At 37.4% G+C, this 15948-nt stretch carries 17 protein-coding genes and 3 pseudogenes; 10 read left to right on the top strand and 10 right to left on the bottom strand.

Going from position 1 to position 15948, the window contains the following annotated elements:
• Positions 1–35: 35 nt before the first annotated feature.
• The 5 genes from HEQ36_RS02320 to HEQ36_RS02300 all read left to right on the top strand — a co-directional run bounded on the left by HEQ36_RS02320 (position 36) and on the right by HEQ36_RS02300 (position 5930).
• Complete coding sequence (locus HEQ36_RS02320) at positions 36–245, top strand: hypothetical protein (protein WP_152540426.1); 210 nt, start codon at positions 36–38, stop codon at positions 243–245.
• Positions 246–266: 21 nt separating this feature from the next.
• On the top strand, positions 267–461 hold the full coding sequence (locus HEQ36_RS02315) for a hypothetical protein (RefSeq protein WP_039201149.1): 195 nt from the start codon (positions 267–269) through the stop codon (positions 459–461).
• 303 nt (positions 462–764) lie between these two features.
• Entirely contained in the window at positions 765–2624 is a 1860-nt protein-coding gene (locus HEQ36_RS02310) for an NAD(P)H-quinone oxidoreductase subunit F (RefSeq protein WP_053539621.1), read from the top strand.
• 292 nt (positions 2625–2916) lie between these two features.
• Positions 2917–4410 (top strand): NADH-quinone oxidoreductase subunit M, encoded by a 1494-nt coding sequence (locus HEQ36_RS02305; protein WP_168636470.1) that lies wholly within the window; start codon positions 2917–2919, stop codon positions 4408–4410.
• A 197-nt stretch (positions 4411–4607) separates the two neighbouring features.
• Positions 4608–5930 carry a CO2 hydration protein gene (locus HEQ36_RS02300; RefSeq protein WP_053541301.1) on the top strand — a complete coding sequence of 441 codons (1323 nt, stop codon included), beginning with the start codon at positions 4608–4610 and terminating at the stop codon, positions 5928–5930.
• Between the two features lie 234 nt (positions 5931–6164).
• Here HEQ36_RS02300 and HEQ36_RS02295 read toward each other — a convergent pair whose 3' ends face one another.
• The 3 genes from HEQ36_RS02295 to HEQ36_RS02285 form a co-directional block, all read right to left on the bottom strand.
• Entirely contained in the window at positions 6165–6635 is a 471-nt protein-coding gene (locus HEQ36_RS02295; protein WP_168636471.1) for an ArsC/Spx/MgsR family protein, read from the bottom strand.
• 234 nt (positions 6636–6869) lie between these two features.
• Entirely contained in the window at positions 6870–7481 is a 612-nt protein-coding gene (locus HEQ36_RS02290) for a cupin (RefSeq protein WP_168636472.1), read from the bottom strand.
• A 215-nt stretch (positions 7482–7696) separates the two neighbouring features.
• Positions 7697–8182 carry a hypothetical protein gene (locus HEQ36_RS02285; RefSeq protein WP_168466059.1) on the bottom strand — a complete coding sequence of 162 codons (486 nt, stop codon included), beginning with the start codon at positions 8180–8182 and terminating at the stop codon, positions 7697–7699.
• Positions 8183–9095: 913 nt separating this feature from the next.
• Between HEQ36_RS02285 and HEQ36_RS25940 the strand changes: the two genes are divergently transcribed.
• The 3 genes and pseudogenes from HEQ36_RS25940 (at position 9096) to HEQ36_RS02270 (ending at position 9995) form a co-directional block, all read left to right on the top strand.
• The gene (locus HEQ36_RS25940; protein WP_242032346.1) at positions 9096–9392 is read left to right on the top strand and encodes a hypothetical protein; all 297 of its coding nucleotides are present in this window, start codon (positions 9096–9098) and stop codon (positions 9390–9392) included.
• A gap of 18 nt (positions 9393–9410) precedes the next feature.
• Positions 9411–9602: pseudogene (locus HEQ36_RS02275) on the top strand (SagB/ThcOx family dehydrogenase); the annotation flags it as partial.
• An 18-nt stretch (positions 9603–9620) separates the two neighbouring features.
• A complete protein-coding gene (locus HEQ36_RS02270) occupies positions 9621–9995 on the top strand; it encodes a hypothetical protein (RefSeq protein ID WP_168503727.1) in 375 nt (124 codons plus the stop codon).
• Between the two features lie 26 nt (positions 9996–10021).
• On the opposite strand, the gene HEQ36_RS02265 is transcribed toward HEQ36_RS02270, so the two are convergent.
• The gene (locus tag HEQ36_RS02265) at positions 10022–10495 is read right to left on the bottom strand and encodes a hydrogenase maturation protease (protein ID WP_053539627.1); all 474 of its coding nucleotides are present in this window, start codon (positions 10493–10495) and stop codon (positions 10022–10024) included.
• Positions 10496–10907: 412 nt separating this feature from the next.
• On the opposite strand from HEQ36_RS02265, the pseudogene HEQ36_RS25935 reads away from it, so the two are divergent.
• Both HEQ36_RS25935 and HEQ36_RS02250 read left to right on the top strand, forming a co-directional pair.
• A pseudogene (locus HEQ36_RS25935) lies at positions 10908–12103 on the top strand (ISAzo13 family transposase).
• The gene (locus tag HEQ36_RS02250) at positions 12097–12429 is read left to right on the top strand and encodes an SET domain-containing protein-lysine N-methyltransferase (protein ID WP_367272377.1); all 333 of its coding nucleotides are present in this window, start codon (positions 12097–12099) and stop codon (positions 12427–12429) included. The pseudogene HEQ36_RS25935 and the gene HEQ36_RS02250 overlap by 7 nt, the downstream one beginning before the upstream one ends.
• Positions 12430–12571: 142 nt before the next feature.
• Here HEQ36_RS02250 and HEQ36_RS02245 read toward each other — a convergent pair whose 3' ends face one another.
• From HEQ36_RS02245 to HEQ36_RS02220, 6 genes and pseudogenes are all read right to left on the bottom strand, one after another.
• Positions 12572–12817: a hypothetical protein gene (locus HEQ36_RS02245; protein ID WP_168636473.1), complete on the bottom strand. Its 246-nt coding sequence runs from the start codon at positions 12815–12817 to the stop codon at positions 12572–12574.
• Between the two features lie 105 nt (positions 12818–12922).
• Positions 12923–13219, bottom strand: a pseudogene (locus tag HEQ36_RS02240) (hypothetical protein); the annotation flags it as partial.
• Positions 13220–13320: 101 nt separating this feature from the next.
• Positions 13321–13545 carry a hypothetical protein gene (locus tag HEQ36_RS02235; protein WP_053539628.1) on the bottom strand — a complete coding sequence of 75 codons (225 nt, stop codon included), beginning with the start codon at positions 13543–13545 and terminating at the stop codon, positions 13321–13323.
• An 8-nt stretch (positions 13546–13553) separates the two neighbouring features.
• Positions 13554–13817 (bottom strand): hypothetical protein, encoded by a 264-nt coding sequence (locus HEQ36_RS02230; RefSeq protein ID WP_027401671.1) that lies wholly within the window; start codon positions 13815–13817, stop codon positions 13554–13556.
• 21 nt (positions 13818–13838) lie between these two features.
• Positions 13839–14819: a hypothetical protein gene (locus HEQ36_RS02225; protein ID WP_168636474.1), complete on the bottom strand. Its 981-nt coding sequence runs from the start codon at positions 14817–14819 to the stop codon at positions 13839–13841.
• Between the two features lie 363 nt (positions 14820–15182).
• On the bottom strand, positions 15183–15782 hold the full coding sequence (locus HEQ36_RS02220; protein WP_053539630.1) for a molybdenum cofactor guanylyltransferase: 600 nt from the start codon (positions 15780–15782) through the stop codon (positions 15183–15185).
• Positions 15783–15948 lie beyond the last annotated feature (166 nt).

Genomic DNA, 15948 nt, shown 5'->3' with positions numbered 1-15948 from the left:
CCCTTTTAAATTAAACATATTAATTTATTAATTTAGTGATAAGTACCTGGACAGAATTAATTACATATTGGTTATTTACCAATTCTTTGCCAGTCAAGGATTTCAGCCCGGATTTTTGTGTAATTAATTTTGTCCGATTACTTATATACGGTCATTCTCGTTATCTTATCAGTTTTGGATATATTTTGGCAAATGAAACTGATCTCAGAGTTTATGCCAATCTAGATATAGAAGTCTCTCAATAACTTAATTTACAGGAAACACCCATGAACCGTTCTCAAATAGTTGCGATTATTACAGGGGCAATTTCTATACTTCTGGCGATCGCATACCTAATTGTTGTCCAGATTATTGATTACCGGGATATGAAACCAGCGCCCATTAGCCAACTCAGCCCAGCAGTGATCATTGCGGAAAGTAATTTACCCAATTTGCAGCTTGACATAATTGCTAAAGTGTGAATTTGATCGGGGTGGAAAATGCCGCCCCTATACTATAGATACTATAGACAAATACAATCCATAGACTCAAAATAATAGTTACCATTTGATAATTCAATTGATTGAAATATAAGAATTCTTTACAAGAAATATCGTGAATTTGTTTAATTAGGTAATTCTTTTTTGGCACAGATAACGGTAAGCTATTTCTAACAATATTAAATCAAGATAAATTTTCATTATCTGTCATCACTAGGTTGAGAGGGATCAACGCTAGTAAGTCTGTTTTCTTTAATTTTTGCTGCAAACTATAGGAGTAATTGAATGGATCAATATTTGCTAGACACTATTTGGCTAATTCCGGTTTATGCTTTGATAGGTGGGCTTTTAGCCATACCTTGGTCGCCGGGAATCATTCGCAAAACTGGTCCTCGACCGGCGGGATATGTCAACGTGGTGATGACCTTTATCTCCTTTTTCCATGCCGTCTTTGCTTTCTTTGCTATTTGGAATCATCCAGCTAAAGAAGTATTTATTCCTTGGCTATCAACAGCAGGTTTAAATCTGACAATTAATTTAGAAATTTCTGCTGTCAGCATCGGGGCAGTAATTATTATTACCGGCTTGAACTTGCTGGCGCAGATATATGCCATTGGTTATATGGAAATGGACTGGGGTTGGGGACGCTTCTTTTCCTTATTGGGATTATTTGAAGCTGGTCTTTGTGCCTTAGTTTTGTGTAACGATTTATTTTTCAGTTATGTAATTCTGGAAATCCTGACTTTGGGAACTTACCTATTAGTAGGTTTGTGGTTTAGTCAGCCCTTAGTAGTCACCGGGGCGCGAGATGCTTTTTTGACCAAACGGGTGGGAGACTTATTTTTATTAATGGGTGTCTTGGGACTGTGGACACTTTCAGGGACTTGGAATTATACAGAGTTAGCTGCATGGGCGACTACAGCGAATGTTGACCCGACAATTATTACTTTAGTGTGCTTGGGGTTAATAGCTGGACCTATGGGTAAATGCGCCCAGTTTCCTTTGCATTTGTGGTTAGATGAGGCGATGGAGGGACCTGTTCCCAGTACAATTTTGCGGAGTTCGGTGGTGGTTGCCAGTGGGGCATGGGTATTAATTAAATTGCAACCTGTGTTTAGTTTATCACCTGTGGCATCTTCGGCGATAGTGGCGATTGGGGCGGTGACAGCGATTGGTGGGGCGTTAATTGCGATCGCTCAAATTGACATTAAACGCTGTTTATCCTATTCTGTCAGTGTTTACATGGGCTTGATATTTATTGCTGTAGGCACACAGCAGGATGAAGCCGCATTATTATTAGTCCTCACCCATGCCTTGTCCGCTGCATTATTAGTTATGAGTACCGGGGGAATTGTTTGGAACAGTGTCACCCAAGATGTTACCCAACTCGGTGGATTATGGTCACGCCGCCCCATGTCTGGGATAGCATTTATTATCGGTACATTGGGTTTAATTGGTTTTCCCCCTTTAGGTAGTTTTTGGGCATTGTTTAAACTAGCTGATGGTTTATGGGAAACACATCCGATTTTAGTAGGAATAGTAATTTTTGTTAATGCTTTAACTACATTTAGTTTAACTAGAGAATTTGCTTTAATCTTTGGTGGTAAACCCAAACAAATGAGTGAACGTTCTCCCGAAGCTTTATGGTTGATGGTTTTACCAATGATGGTTTTATCTGGCTTTGTTTTGCATCTACCTTTAGTTTTACAAAGTTTATCATTACTTCCCGTCTGGGCAACATTAAATAAAGACGTAGCCCTGCTATTAATTTGGTCTAGTATCTTCGGTTGTAGTATTAGTAGCATCATCTATTTAGGCAACATTCCCAAACCAATTCGTTTACCCTGGCAAGGTTTACAAAACCTATTTGCTTACGATTTTTACACCCCTCAAATTTACAAAGTTACCATTATTTTCGGCGTTGCCCAACTTTCTAAATTTGCCGATATGCTGGACAGATTTGTAATAGATGGTATCGTCAATTTTGTGGGTTTATTTTCTCTTTTAGGTGGTGAAGGCTTGAAATATAGCAACAATGGACAAACTCAATCTTATGCCTTAACAGTGCTTTTAGGAGTTGGTGTTTTAGGTGCTTGGGTAACATGGCCTTTCTGGGGAATTCAACTCATGGATTTAATTTTCTAACTATCTATAATTTAGATTGCTGATAATAATCTAAAATGATAGTATACCATCTAAATAAGATTAGGAATAATCCAGTGATTAACAAGCACCTTTCTCGCAGAAGCACTTGAATGAGATACATCATAGCCCCATCCTCGGACCCCCCACAGCGGGGGGAAGAAAAGGATAAACTTTTGATATTGGAGGGGGTTGGGGATGGGGTTCTTGTATCTCACTCAATTGAGAACCGCTATATTACCAATTACCAATTACCAATTACCAATTACCAATTACCAATTACCAATTAATAAATATGTTGAGTGTTTTAATTTGGCTACCAATTATAGCCGCTATAATCATCGGTTTTTATCCAGCAAAAAATATTCCTGCGAGTCAGATTCGGTTAGTATCTTTAATCGTCACAGGTTTAGTTTTGCTGTGGAATATTTTCATTTTGTTAAAATTTGATATCAGCAATCCAGGGATGCAGTTTACAGAATATCTACCTTGGAATGAAACATTAGGTTTGAATTATCAATTAGGAGTTGATGGACTATCAGTATTAATGTTGGTGTTAAATAGCTTACTCACTTGGATTGCTATTTATAGCAGCAGTAAAGATATAGAACGTCCTCGGTTATTTTATTCCCTGATTTTGTTTGTTAGTGGTGGCGTTGCTGGTGCTTTCTTATCAGAAAATTTGCTTTTGTTCTTCCTATTCTATGAATTGGAATTAATTCCCTTTTATTTACTAATTTCTATTTGGGGAGGAGAAAAACGAGCTTATGCAGGCATGAAATTCCTGATTTATACCGCCATTTCTGGGGCTTTAATTTTAGCCACATTTTTAGGAATGGTGTGGTTAACTGGTTCTCATAGTTTTGCCTTTGATGCTGTGGCAACTCAAAACATTTCTGCGGGAATGCAATTAGTATTATTAGCAGGAATAGTTTTAGGTTTTGGTATCAAGATTCCATTAATTCCTTTCCATACTTGGCTACCAGATGCTTATGTTGAAGCTTCCACACCTATCGCTATTTTGCTAGGTGGAGTCTTAGCGAAACTGGGAACTTATGGATTATTACGATTTGGCTTGGGAATGTTTCCTCAAACTTGGCAGATTATCGCCCCAACTTTAGCAATTTGGGGGGCAATTAGCGCGATTTATGGGGCAGTTGTAGCGATCGCCCAAACAGACATCAAACGCATGGTAGCATATAGTTCTATCGGCCACATGGGCTATATTTTACTAGCAGCAGCAGCCGCCACACCCTTAGCATTAGTTGGCGCAGTCGCCCAAATGTTTAGTCATGGAATTATTCTTGCTATTCTCTTCCATTTAGTCGGAGTTATTGAAACCAAAGTTGGGACAAGAGAATTAGACAAACTGAATGGTTTAATGAGTCCTATTCGCGGTTTACCATTAATTAGTGCCTTACTGGTTTTAAGTGGCATGGCTAGTGCTGGTATTCCCGGTTTAACAGGTTTTATTGCGGAATTTATTTCCTTTCAAGGCAGTTTTTCAACCTTTCCTATTCCCACAATTTTATGTGTAGTAGCATCTGGTTTAACCGCAGTTTATTTTGTTATTCTTCTCAACCGTACCTGTTTTGGCAAACTGCAAAATAACCTAGCTTACTATCCCAGAGTATTATGGAATGAAAAAGTCCCCGCGCTAATTTTGGCATTCTTAATTATCTTTTTAGGAGTACAACCAGTTTGGTTAGTGCGTTGGAGTGAAACCACAACTACCGCTATGGTAGCGGCAGTTCCCACCACCGCAAAAACCGTAATTGCCTTGAAGTAGTTATCTCGTTCCCAGTCTCCGACTGGGAATGCTATCACAGAGGCTCTGCCTCTAATTCTAATATTATTGAAGGCAGAGCCTTCTAGAATTCATTCCCACACAGAGTATGGGAACGAGAAATTCCCACACAGAGTATGGGAACGAGAAGAAAACTGTTCCGCAATCAAAAAAATTTTATTAACCAAAACAAAAATATTATGGTACAAACTCCAGCTAAACCAAATACAAAAATCCCACCTTCAAAACACGAATTTGCAGAAATTATTCATCGCTTAGAAGCTGGCGGTTCAATGTTGCCAGATACTCCAGAAAACCTCATGCAAATTATCGGTATTTATAAAGCTTATGCTGTACCAATGGATTTCTATTGGCGAGACTTACTTTATATTGCCGAAAGAGTATTTTTAGATCCTTTACCAGCTTTTAAATATTTCTTACCCCAAGAATATTTAGACTTACATAATCACTATGCCGGGGATGATGCTGATTTAAGAATTTGGCGAGGTATAGCCACTGCACACCCAGAACTTTTGGCATTTATGGAAAAAGGTGAAACTACCAAAATGCCGAAAATTTTCCATCATTTATTCCATGACAGAATTAACATGGAATTTGCGGAAGCTTGTATGCAGGCTATGTTATGGCATCGCAAAATGTATGCACCTGTTAATCAATTTGATGCCTATTTAGATTCCGAAGAATATAAAACTAATGCTGATAAAGCCATTAAAGCTTATTTTCGGAAAAATCCCCTCATGTTAGGACTTTATAAACTGTTTCCCGATATGTTTTTGGAACAGTGCCGGATGATGTCCTATTATTCTAATCTCGGACTTTTCTGGGAAGTCATGGCACCAGTATTTTTTGAAATGTCAGATATTTATGATGAAGGTGGTTTCCAAGGTGTACCTGATGCCATGAACTTTCTCGTAAATGGCATATTTGCTATTGCAGGTCGTCCCATTTATCATCATGTTTATATTGATGGTGAATGTTATGAAATCATCCCCAAATCTAAAGGTTTTACCTGGTTATATGAAGCCGCATTACCCTATGTAGAAGCTGTTTTTTATCGCACAGCACCATTTAGAGGTACAAAGTCTTATAATGCTCAAGCAGGACAAGTTCCAGAAGATCAAAAAGACTTCCATTATGGCATTCTTTACGCTGATGTCTTTCCCGTTGGTACAGCAGGTATTCCCCCCACATTATTAATGCAAGATATGTTGCACTTTTTGCCTCAATATCTTGTTGATTATTATCAAGAATATTGTCGAGGAGAAGAGGATATTTTGATTCAATTGGGGATTACTTTTCAACGTTCAATGTATAATGTCACATCGGCGGTAATTCAAGCTTTAAGAACTGCCCTTTTGTATCCCTTAGATGATGAAAACCCCAAGCATTTACAAGCAAATCGGGAATTTTTTGAAATGCAGCTAAATCGCTTTACTCGCACTGATTATGGTATGCGTGATGCAGCGAGATTACGGGACATTCAAACACAGGATTATAGATAAATGGTGTTGCTGATAGCCTGCGTGGCGTAGCCATATTGAATTGAGGTATAAAATTCCCAAATTTAACCCTTAAAACTCTTACCTTTGCGCCTTTGCGCCTTTGCGTGAGACTAAAATTCATACCCTTAATCAGCAACACCGATAAATTATTGTTTTTACCCGCCTTTGTTCTCTGAATAACTTTGATAACTAAGAAAGAAGCGGGTAGAGATTTTTTAATACCTCATGTCCTTGTCAGTGATTTTTACAACCACCTTTACCATGATGGTGGTCGTGATTATGTCCATGAGTGCAGCCTTGGAGGTTCTGCTGCATGAGGTGTTCACTCATTTGTTTTAAAGACTCATCTACGGCTTTTAAGCCTATCCATGCGTCAATTTTCTCAACATCAAAGCCTACTTCTCTTTTATCCCCTACTTGGATCAAGGGACGACGGATTAATAAGGGATCTCTCAGCATCATGACTAAAGCATTTTCAGCGGTGATGTTTTCAGGATTCACCTCTCCTGATTTTACAATAGGTGCGGCTTTATTGAACCATTCACTGACAGGGCGATCGCCAAAAAATGACCGCAATTTTTCCACTGTCCAAGGTTCTGTTAATAGGTTATATGCTACTACTTCATGACCTGCTGCTGTTAGCAAAACTTTTTGCTTTGTACCACCTTTACAGCCTGGTTTTTCATAGAAAATTACTCTGGCCATTGCCGTTTCTCCTATAAGGTTATAGTTGGATGTTTGGATAGGAAATAATTAACCGCAGATGAACGCAGATAAACGCAGATGGAAGATGATTATTTTGATTGATAGCTAACACTTAGATCCCCGACTTCTAAGATTAATTATTCATTTATTGACAATATCTAAAAAGAAGTCGGGGATCTTATTTTCTATAATATTTATCAGCATAATCTGTTATTTATTTTTTTGCTACTACTTTTAAAATCTTTTAGCAATGTGGTTAGTTACATCAAATTCAAATCTCTGTTTTGGGTTAGTTTCTCCATAAATATTAAATGTTATTGTTGGTTCTTCACCAATGGCTTGAACCTGATGTATTGTTTGCGGTGTAAAACTCACAATATCACCGGGGGATAAATTTATTTCTCCTGTTTTTTCAATTTTATCAGGAAATTCTGGATCATAACTACGTTTCCAAAATGTATTTTTTTCCTGACCTTTTAAGATTGCCACTATTCCCCATGTTCCATGATTATGAATAGTAGAAGTTGTTCCCGGTGCAAATGTTACTGTTTGTACAGTTAAAGGAAATCCTAATTCATCATATAATAGTAAAACAGAGATTCCCGTTTTTGGATCAGGTTGTAAAGATTGACTTTGTACCCAATAGGAATTTATCATTAATCGTCTTACCAACATTCTAATTTCTGGTAGTCGTGTTGATTCATCTTCGACATTTTTGAGAACATCTTCGACTTCAGTTAAAAAGCGATAGAGACGATAATTATCACGCAATAAATCCCATGATCTTGCTGATTTACAAACTTGATATTCTCCATTTTCAGCAACAAATAAATCCTGACCTTGCATAAATTTTAAAATATTGACTGTGCAGAATTAGGTAAAAAAATTATAGGAGGAGATGTTTGAGGCATTTTAGTTACAGGAGTCAAGGGAGATGTAGGCATTCCTGGTAGAATCACAGTATTCTGGGTAGAAAATGACGATATTAGCTGGGAATTTGAGTTGAAAGATAACCAATTATTCATGATTCGTAATTTGTTGATTGCTTGTAGTTGTCATATTTAATCGTCTTCTTCTGGTGGACGAGTTAAAATATCGAGAAGAATACCAGCACCAAAATCATTTTTTTGATCAATACTTTTTATTTTGGTACTGATTTCTTTCGCTTGTTCTATCTTTCCTAGTTTAGCTAATACCAAACCTGAAGCAGCATAAGCAGTTAAGTACAATCTGATTTCGGGTTCTTGGTGACGGTTAACTAGGATAGGTTTAAGTTCTTGCCAATTATCAGGTAGACTTTCCGCTTTTTTTATTCTAGCGGTTATTTTCTCTGCTGTTGTCAGTGCTAAGACATAATTATTTTTGTAGTAAAAATATCTATAAGCTGCAACTAAAACATCTGTGTTATCTTCTGTTTTAGCTAACGCTTGCTGCATATATTTTGTAGATTCTTCGGTGTTTTCCCAATTCTGTGCTGCTAAGATCAATAATTCTTTAACATCATCTGTTACATCAAACCATGAAAATCTATTCGTATGATTTTGCATAATAGGTAATTAATCCCATTTGTTCTGGAATATTCGGGATTTCCCATATCTACTATTTAACAGTTCATATTGTAGTCAGGTGGATAAATTTAATTATTTTATCGTTTTGGTAAAATGAGAGAAAATGAAGTCTGTCCAGATTGTGTAGGATCTAAAAGCCTTGATTTGTAGGTTGGGTTGTTCGCGTTAGCGTTGCGGAGCAATCAGCATGAAACCCAACAAATGCGTTAGGTTGCGCTGTCGCTTAACCCAACAAAGCAGAAAATGGACAAGGTATTGACTAAATAAAAGTATCAACGGATTCATTTTTTTAGTTAGTTGTGTTTATCATAGGTCTAGCTGGAAATATCAAGACAGGAGTTTTAGATATTGTTTGTTGGATAGCGGACACCATTTGGGTGCTGTCGCTGCTTTGGCATATCTTCATGAAAACAACACACAACTATGTTTTGATTTTGATAAACTTATTCTCAATGCAGATTTAGAATTTGAGAATAAGGAGTTTATTACTAGTTGTGCGATATCGCCAAGAAGCGCCATAAAAATCAGTCAGACCTTTAAGACTACCTGTTCTTTTTGGCTGTGGTACTGACGATTTTCCAATTAATCAATGTGTTGAAGATGCCTATCGAACAATGTCTTTACACCCTAGTAGTTCGTCAAATTTATTTTGACGGGTAATGGGAAAAAACTTCTGTTCTTCCCTCCCCTGCCCCCTACTACTCACCAGCAAAAGCTAGAACATCCTCAATTCAATTTTAACCGAGAACGGTTGTTTGAGAACGTTTGGAATAGGCGTTCTATTAGGCGTTTTCAAAGGCAGTCTATTCCTCAAAATATCTATTGGCAAATTTTGTAAGCAGTTCAACAACCAATCCCAACAGAGAATCTTGAGGAAATAGAAACTTACTCAGTGGTGCATGATATCGAGGGAATTTCACCAGGGTTATATAAAAATACACATCTCATTAAAGCAGGTAACTTTCGGGAAAAAACAGGTTATTTGTACATCAATCAAGCTATGGCTAGAGATTGTGCTGTAACGACAGGGCTATTTCATTCTTCTCTAGCCCGCCTCAGAATGAATTCTGAGTCTAATAGCAAAAGTCGTCTCAAGACGACTAAAGAAAAGTTCATAGTCCGTTTTAACGGACTTAATTTATTAGCCTTGAACTTCAGTTCAGGGCGGATTATGTTTAGAACGAAATAGCCCTGGCTGTAACGAGAGTTTTTTGTGTCCGATTATTTGAGTTATCAAACTGCTATGCAATTAGCCGGATTTGTCGGACAGAGAGTGTATTTATTTAGCAACTATTGGAGAATAGATTGGAGTGGTATTGGTGCTTTCTATGATGATGAAACCCAGTCCTTTCTAGAAACCAATAAGGACATCTTGTACGCAATGGCAATTGGTAAATAAATAGGAAAATAACGGGAAATGGCGACAACAGAACCTCAATTCCATGCTGATGATAAGCACCCTATACAGCCAACATCAGCAGATATTATGCTTCGGCAACAACTGGAACATTCAATTAGCAAATACTTTTATGAAGGATGCGATCGCATTATTCATAGTTTGTTGTCTAATTGTCGTTGGTATGCCACAACTCACGCGAGTATTTTGACTTTAGTAATTGAATGCCCTGACCAAGTTACTAACTGGCAAATTTTGCAACAAATTGTCCCTATGGCAAATGTTCTTTATGGCATTGTTAGTAGTGCCAAAATCCGGGTTTGTCCTCCCGATATTCAAACTGTACCCTTTGAAATGAGAGTAGATGAGTTGCCAGTTTATCGTGATTGGATCTGATGCAATTGAGGATTTGAGATTGTTGATTAAGCCATCACATTCTGTTGGATAATTATAATTAGTTCGGCAAAAACTAAATCAGCAGAACGTTGCACAATAGGACTTAATTCCAGTCCAAAATCCAGATTTTCAGCTTCAATTAAATAGACTGTCACCTCTTGGGGAAAATCATCTAAGAAGATTTTTCTCCCAGCAGCCAAGGCATGATCCCAACGAAAATCATGTAAGTTGTAACTAGGTTCGGGCAGTGCTTCTAGTTCATTCCCTGGGACTCTAAATATAGCACCTGCCTCTGAACCTGTGCAACTAGCATCAAGAATAATTAATTTTTCGCTACCTCTCGCTTGAAACATCACTTCCATTCCCGCAGTTCCACAATCAAAAACGCGGATGTTGGGGTGAGGATTTTGGGCGAGATGTTGCTGTAAACGTTGGGCAATAATTACGCCAACAGCATCATCATTCCGATTCAGATTGCCACAACCAATGATAGTTAGCATGGGATATTTATAATAGCATGAATATTATCAACTTCGCACAAAAAATTAAAATTTACGGAAATTATGACTACATCTTTGATCATTGACCTTATAGTAGCTATAGCAGCCAAGATCCCCGACTTCTTTTGTAATCATGTTTATAAACTATCAAGCAATGTTCAGAAGTCGGGGATCTGATATTTATTTTCTCTGCGTTTATCTGTAATGGCTAGTCAAAAATCATTCTTATCCATGACAGAATTGCTATATGCTAGTATTTCGTGATACAGAGACTAAAGGTAGAGGTATATTTGCCCAGCAAGAGTTTGCTAAGGAATGTGGATTAAATAAAATGCAGAAGTTGTGACAGGGGTATAGTAGACTAAAGAAGTAGGTATTAGGGAACAATATCGTGATAGAAATCTACTCTCCAATGCTAGAAAAGCAGATGCAAGATTACTATGAATCTCTATCGGAGAAAGACCGTAGGCGGTATGCAGCGATTGAAGCAAAAAAGCTTGGGTACGGGGGGATTGGATACATAAGTAAATTGTTGGGATGTAACTACAGAACAATCAATAGAGGGATGGAGGATCTGGAACAGCCGAGTAAAACCAGCAGTCCAAGAATTCGCCGTCCAGGAGGAGGAAGAAAAAAAGCACTGTTAACGATACCTGGAATCAATGAAGCATTCCTGACGGTAATAGAAACACACACAGCAGGTTCGCCAATGGACGAGGATATTAAATGGACAAACTTAACTCGTCAACAAATAGCAGACTTATTAGCCGAAAAAGGCATAAATATCAGTGTTACAGTTGTAGACCAATTACTCTGGGAACATAAATTTCGTAAACGCAAAGCAGTGAAAATGATTGCGTGTGGAAGTAGCGAAAATCGTAATGAGCAGTTTGAGAAGATTGAAAGCCTTAAAACCCAGTATTTTGCTGAGGGTAACCCAGTGATTAGTATGGACAGTAAAAAAAAGAGTTAATTGGCAATTTATATAGAGAAGGAAGTATTTATACTGATGCTCCAATCAAGGTATTAGACCACGACTTTCCATCTTTGGCAACAGGAATAGCAATTCCACATGGGTTATATGATTTAAAGGATAACATTGGTTTTATACAAATTGGTACTAGCCATGACACCAGCGAATTTGCCTGTGATTCAATCCGTTATTGGTGGAATAATTATGGCAAAAACCGCTACCAATTGGCTACCTCTATACTACTGTTATGTGATGGTGGTGGTAGCAACAGTTCTCGTTACTATGTATTCAAAGAAGCATTACAAGCTTTGGTGAATGAAATTGGAATTGAAATTCGCATTGCTCACTATCCTCCTTATACATCTAAGTACAATCCGATTGAGCATCGGCTGTTTCCACATCTAAGTCGGGCTTGTAAAGGTGTTATTTTCGACAGTGTTAACACTGTAGCTAAACTGATGGCAAAAGCTACTACTCAGAAAGGGTTACAGGTTTTTACGACCATCATTGATAAAGCCTACCAAACCGGTAAGAAAGTTGCTGAGGGTTTTAAAGAAACAATGGAGATTTTCTTTGATGATTTTTTGCCACAGTGGAACTATACTGCTAAACCACAACAACATTTAGAATTGTAAGTTATTTAATCCACATTCCTAAAGGAGATTTAATTGAAACATCCCCTGTGATTATTATTCCTAAACAGCAAGTTAAGTTAATTACTAAGACGGTATTATTAAATTATTATTTTGGTTGGCATGGAGAAAGCGGGGCAATAGGTTTAGGTTTTGCTTCTCTTTTTAATCATTCTTATCACCCCAATGCGGTTTATATTAAGAATTTTGCGAAAAATATCATTGATATTGTTGCTTATAAATATATTCGGGAAGGTCAGGAAATTACTATTAATTATAATGGACAGGTTGATGATATTTCTCCTGTATGGTTTGATGTGGAAGATTAAAGTAAGTAGGTTGGCGTTGAAAATTATCGTTATAGCAAGGCAAGAGGCAAGAGGCAAGAGTAAAGAAGTTTTCAGCGATTTTACGTTTCTTTACACAGTTTGGTTTTATTGTGTTCACCTACTTAGGTTGGGTTGACCTATGTTACCCAACATTTACCCATTTGGTTAAGTTAAGCCTGGGAATGAATTCCCAGTCTGATAACGAAAGCCTGGGAATGAATTCCCAGTCTGATAACAAAAGCCTGGGAATGAATTCCCAGTCTGATAACAAAAGTCGGCTCAAGCCGACTACATTTTTATGATTCTCCCCCAAAATTTTATCTTTAGTCAGCTTTAGCTTACTTTTGATATTAGCCATGGCTTCGCCACGCAGGCTATCAGAATTCATTCTGAGGTGAACTTTTGATATTAGCTTCAGAATTCATTCTGAGGTGGACTTTTGATATTAGCCATGGCTTCGCCACGCAGGCTATCAGAATTCATTCTGAGGTGGACTTTGTAAGCTGGGACGAATTTCGGCTAATGCTGTTTGGATACGTTCTGATAATGGCGGTTTAACTAAATCGTGATATAACAAAACTGCATAAACAATTTCATCATCTACAGCATGACGTAAGGCTGATATATTTTCTTGTTTAAGACTTTTAATTAAATTAGTTAGTGCTGCTTTATGTAGAGATTCAATTGCTCTTTGTAACCCTAATGCTACACAACGTTGACTTTCATCCCAGTTAGCAATAATCGCTTCAAACCGATTGATATCTGTAATCAATTCTTCAAGATTATTCATTATTTTTATGGATTTATCTGGGGTTAATTGGTTATTTTGAAATTAGTTTAGGGCGCAGGCCCTGCGCCCCTACGGATTTATTTATAGAGATTGTTAAAACCTCATTTCATTTTAAAATCTTGCAAGAGAAAGGGCATAATTGCACCTGTCGTTAAACTAGCTACACTAATGGGAATACAGAGGGGAATTGATGCTTGTGCTAATAATACTAATATAACCGTGCCAATACCACTAGCAATTATGGTTTGACGCAGAAAATATATAGGGTCACGGAATAGTTTACCCTTGAGAAATAACTTAATAGAAAACCAACTTAATTCTAACATATATGCTCCTAATGATTGGCTAATAAATTCAGGATAAATAACCCTAAAATTACCGCAGGAATTACTCCTGCTGGTGCAAATAAACTACCAATTGTGGCTGCAAATTGATATCCTATATCTTTACCCGCAAGGATAATTCCGCCAATTGCACCACCAATCATTGATAAAATTGCTGCGATGATTAACCAAGTAAATCCTGTGGTGAGATTTAATTCTGTATTTAAACTATGCAAAAATTTGACAAATCCTGGATCATTAACTAAATCAAACATAGTCATTCTCCTATTTTGGGGTTAATTTAAGGCAAATGCCTGGATTTCTGCGGTTAAATCTTGTAGGGCTTTGGCTACTATTTCGGCTTGTTCTAATTGCTTATGTTCTGTAAATATTCGCCAAGCTTCTTGATAGTATGCTTCTGCTTTTAAGAGATTTTGGGGATTCCCTAATTCTGGTTTTTCGAGGTCGTCGGGTAAGTTGAAGAGGAGGTTAGCTTTGTTAGAAATTGTATTAGCATATTCTAACGGTGTATCTTGAAAATTACGCACTTTTAAAGCTTCATCATAAGCTAAGACAGCGCGTAAATTATTTTCTACAGGATGGGAACTCACTAGATATTGTAAGGCATTTCCTAAATTATTTTGCAACATTGCATACTCTCTAGGATGGTCAATTATGTTAATATGCTTGAGGGCGATTTCAAAGGATTGGACTGCTAAACCTTGACGTAAAGATTCTTGTGCCGATGACATGGGCATGGAAAGATAGGCGATCGCTATGTTATTATACAAAATCGCATATTCTTGGGGGTAATCTTCCCAAGTAAATACCCGCAAAGCCTCATGATAAACATGAATACTCTCAGTTATCTGGGCTAAATTATAGGGAACTAAAGATTGGAAAACTAACCCCAAATTCATCTGCACTGCGGCTACTTCTTCCGCTGGGGCAAATTGTTGTAAAATGGGCAAAGCTTCCTCATAATCTGCCCGTGCTTGTTGCAGAAGTTGGGAATCCCCATCAGGAATCATCTGTAATGTCCCTGCAATGCCCACCTTAGCCCGTGCTTTCAGTAAAACATATTCCTCCCCACACATCTGATAAGCACGGTCAAATAGCCCAATTGCATTGTGTAAATCTTGGGCTGTTTTCGGCTTTTTTTGAAAGCCTGTGCCAATTTCTATCAGCATTTGGATTTTTTCTGCTGTTGTTGCTGACTCTAAAGATATGGATGCAATAGCAGCTTTTACTGCTAAATCTGTAATACTAGATATCATAATTGGCTGATTCTAATCGGTTGGGGAATTGAGTCAATTATTCTTACTATAAAGCAATTTATTATAAAAACTCTAGAGAGAAATTACTCATATTCATAATAGTTTTAACTCAGTTATCACCGCATTAACTGATTTTGGTATCACTATTTTACCAATTATTTTATTTGTCAACCATTATATATAATTCTGTTAATTATATCATTAAAAATCAACTAAGTAGGTGGGCGTGAAATAAGTAGGTGAGCGTTGAAAATTGTCGTTATGGCAAGGCAAAAGGCAAGAGGCAAGAGGCAAGAGTGAAGAGGGTTTGGGCGATTTTACATTTCTTTACACAGTTTGGTTTTATTGTGTTCACCTACTTACTTACACAGGACTATTAAAATTAAATAGCATTTCGGGATCTTCCAAAGGCAATACTTCGACATTCTCAGACCTTAACCACTGCTGAAAAGAACGTCCACCTGCTTCAATATACTGAATTAATTCCGGTAAACAACGACGGCGATAAAAACCACATAAAGGCTGCCAAATTTGATTATTTTGTACCAAAGCCGCTATTTTATCGTCTGGAATTGTCTCTAATTGAGATATCCAATTTTGTAATATTTCTAGTCGCAAATTTGGTAAATCACAAGCTAATAACAGAACCCAATTTGTGTCCACTGCTGCTAACCCTTGCATAAAACCTATAAGTGGTCCATGTGTTCGAGGTTCATTGCCAGTTTCCCCAGGTAAGGGAACTTCTGGAATCAATTGACTGTTAGGTGTGAGCAATTTTTGATAACGTTCTGGCCAAGGAGTGACGATATAAACTTTATCAGTACAAGCTTCTGCAATACTACAAATTAATTGCAACATGGGTACACCGCCCATGGGAATTAAGGCTTTATCTCTACCCATGCGAGTGCTTTTACCACCTGCTAAAACAATAGTCGTAACATCATACCGGGAATCAATATTCATGATGTTTGGATTCTATTTAATAAAAATTAACTGTATTTTCTCATAAATCATTTATAATAGCTACATATTATATAGGAATCCGGTTTGATTCCTGAATTTTCCGTTGAGTTAGGGAACAGGGAACAGGGAACAGGGAACAGGGAAGAAGGATTTCAGTATGTACCGA

The organism is Anabaena sp. 54, from assembly GCF_017355725.1.
Lineage (GTDB): Bacteria > Cyanobacteriota > Cyanobacteriia > Cyanobacteriales > Nostocaceae > Dolichospermum > Dolichospermum heterosporum.
Note: the sequence above shows the minus strand (reverse complement) of the source record. Positions and strands in the feature narration are given on the sequence as shown.